The sequence below is a fragment of the Photorhabdus sp. RM96S genome (genome assembly GCF_042879335.1).
In the GTDB taxonomy this organism is placed as follows: Bacteria; Pseudomonadota; Gammaproteobacteria; order Enterobacterales; family Enterobacteriaceae; genus Photorhabdus; species Photorhabdus kayaii.
In genome coordinates this window covers 1-2,546 of record NZ_JBHFKT010000098.1, presented here as the reverse complement: position 1 = coordinate 2,546, position 2,546 = coordinate 1, and the positions used below count along the sequence as shown (strand labels likewise).

Annotated in this window: 3 protein-coding genes; 1 reads left to right on the top strand and 2 read right to left on the bottom strand. The window is 61.3% G+C overall.

Annotation, left to right across the window (positions count from 1 at the left end):
* Nucleotides 1–610: 610 nt before the first annotated feature.
* Entirely contained in the window at nt 611–1,615 is a 1,005-nt protein-coding gene (xerC, locus tag ACGF49_RS24320) for a site-specific tyrosine recombinase XerC (protein WP_262978634.1), read from the top strand.
* A 30-nt stretch (nt 1,616–1,645) separates the two neighbouring features.
* On the opposite strand, the gene ACGF49_RS24315 is transcribed toward xerC, so the two are convergent.
* Together ACGF49_RS24315 and ACGF49_RS24310 are read right to left on the bottom strand one after the other, a co-directional pair.
* Nucleotides 1,646–1,891 carry a hypothetical protein gene (locus ACGF49_RS24315; RefSeq protein WP_387493240.1) on the bottom strand — a complete coding sequence of 82 codons (246 nt, stop codon included), beginning with the start codon at nt 1,889–1,891 and terminating at the stop codon, nt 1,646–1,648.
* Between the two features lie 408 nt (nt 1,892–2,299).
* Nucleotides 2,300–2,443: a hypothetical protein gene (locus ACGF49_RS24310; protein ID WP_158019888.1), complete on the bottom strand. Its 144-nt coding sequence runs from the start codon at nt 2,441–2,443 to the stop codon at nt 2,300–2,302.
* Nucleotides 2,444–2,546 lie beyond the last annotated feature (103 nt).

Sequence of the window (2,546 nt, the reverse complement as noted above, 5' to 3'; positions counted from 1 at the left end):
AAGTTGGGGTCAAGTTGGGCCCAAGTTGGAGGCCGGGAAATGGACGCCAGACCGCAGCAATACCGGGCTGAGCGGTCCGCAAGTTGGGGCAGACAGAAAAGGACTGTTCCGGCCACTTAAGAATCAAGCCATCGTACCGTAGTGATGTATCACACACTGATAACACTAACCGCTGTTCTCTACAGGAAATCCCATCATGTCATCACCCGTTAAACATCAATCCAACCCCCGCCCGCTGACCCTGCGCCAGCATCTGGACGCGTATCTGGATAACCTGCTGTTGCAGGGGGCGAGTCAAAAGAGCCAGTCCGCCCGTCATGAACGGCTGTCACCGTTCGTCAACTGGTGTGAGGAACAGGGCGTAATATCCGCGGCTCAGGTCACCGAACCGTTACTGGAAAACTGGCAGCAGTATCTGGCCCGGTACCGCAAAGCCAACGGTCAGCTCTATACGCCGGACAGTCAGCGCCGACGCCTGCGCGCCTTACGCCTGTGGTTCGACTGGTTGCAGCAACAGCACGCTATCCCGACCAGCCCGGCAGCAACACTGGCCTCGCCAGACAGAAAAAAACGTCCCTCGGTGACGGAGACCCACGGTCAACCCGACGCCATACCGGCCCGCTTCGCCACTTTACGCCAGCATCTGGCGGCCTGGCTGGAAGCCGTACAGGGACAGGGGTTAAGTGAACGGACACAGGAAGCCTATGAAGAGCGGCTGTTGCCGTTCGTCACCTGGTGCGAAGCACGCGGAGTGATGACGGCACCGCAGGTCAGCCTGCCGTTGCTGGAAAGCTATCAGCGCTGGCTGAGAAGTTCCCGTAAAGCCGACGGTCAGCCCTACAGCCCGGGCAGTCAGCGGGACCGCCTGAGTGTCTTGCGTCAGTGGTTCCGCTGGCTGCTGCAACGTCACCATATCCTGTATAACCCGACGGATAACATGGTGTTGCCAAGAGAAGAAAAACGGCTGCCGGCACAAGTGATGAATGAAGACGAAACCCACACGGTATTAGCCGCCGCCAATATCGACACACTCACGGGCCTGAGAAACCGGGCTATCCTTGAAGTACTGTGGAGTACCGGTATCCGGCGGATGGAAGTGGCGAACCTGCTGTTAAGCGAGGTGGACTTCGGGCGCGGCGTGGTGCTGGTCAGACAGGGTAAAGGCGGTAAAGACCGGGTGGTGCCCATCGGCGAACAGGCGCTGCACTGGTTAAGTCGCTGGCTCAGTGTCCGGCCCGAGTTAACGCGGCGGGGTGACAGCGGTCACCTGTTTATCACCAAGAAAGGCGGGGGACTGGCCAGAGGCACGTTAACCCAGATAGCCGCTGACAGCATCCGCAAACAGGCGCAACTGGCTAAACCCGGAGCCTGTCATCTGTTCCGTCACTCAATGGCAACCCAGATGCTGGAGAACGGCGCGGACACCCGGCATATCCAGGCGATACTGGGGCATGAGAAGCTGGAAACCACGCAAATCTATACGCGGGTCGCTATCGGTCACTTAAAAGAAGTCCATGAGCAAACCCACCCGGCAGAGCGGAAGTCAAAACAGGCAACGCCGCCAGACGATAAGCCGGGCGATAGCGACAAGCCGGACAGCCCGAAGCCGGTCTGAACGCGCTGTGTTGCCGGACAGTCTTTAAGGTTAGCCGGTTCCCTGTGAGCGCGTGGGGTGCAGTGAAAGGCAGACTGCGCGCGTCCCTGCGCACAGACTGCCTGCCGACCTTCGGCGTGCCGGCGGTAAATGGTGGCCGCCCGGCATTAAGCCGTCGCGTCCTCTGTCAGCACCGTTGCCGGTCAGCCCCCAATGAACATAATGTGGCATTAAGCGAAATGGGCCTACACGGCCCACAACGCTTAACGGCACATTATGTCGGCACCGCCCACCCATGGGCGCTGCGCGGTTACCTTGGCCCCGGTGCGCGGCTGGCCGCCGGGTTGAGCTTCTCAGAGCAGTGTGGCGCACCGGGTTCGCCCGCTCACCCGCTGCTGTCAGCCCCAGAGCCAAAACCGGCCGCCGCAGTCGCCGCCGTCCGTGGCGGCTCCGGGGCGAAAATCCGCCTTAAACCGTTGTCGGTCAGTCCGTCAAGGTCAACCGCCCTGAAGGCAGGCCAGCAAGCTGGCGCAATTTATGGCCCCCGCCCAACCCTGCTGCACTGGCTGCGTCCGGCTCGCAGTCGCAGGCTCCTCGCTCGTTCCCGTACTCGCCATCTCCGCCCCGTCCGCCCCCGCGAGCGGGGGCTCCCCGCTGAAAAGCTTCACCTGCGGGCTTCGCCAGCCCGCACCCGGCCAACCCGCGTCAGCGGCGCAGACAAGCTGCACCGCCGCCACGGGTTCCCAATAAAACCCGGTTCCGGCAGGCAAAGCGGGGCGAAACCCGGCGCTGACGTCGGGGAAAAAATGCGCTAACATCGGGAAAGTGCCCGTCGGGGCCAGTTGGCATGTTCTTTAACAGGGTGGGAAAAAGCGGCGGAGAAAAAGGCTGCTAAATCAGGGGGAAAGGTCCGCTAAACTGTATGATGGCGTCGGGATAGTCCCTAAGACCC

What these genes read in the sequence shown, in the direction of transcription:
- ACGF49_RS24315 (WP_387493240.1), bottom strand. Translation starts at nt 1,891, where the DNA reads ATGGGTGGGCGGTGCCGACATAATGTGCCGTTAAGCGTTGTGGGCCGT.
- ACGF49_RS24310 (WP_158019888.1), bottom strand. Translation starts at nt 2,443, where the DNA reads ATGCCAACTGGCCCCGACGGGCACTTTCCCGATGTTAGCGCATTTTTT.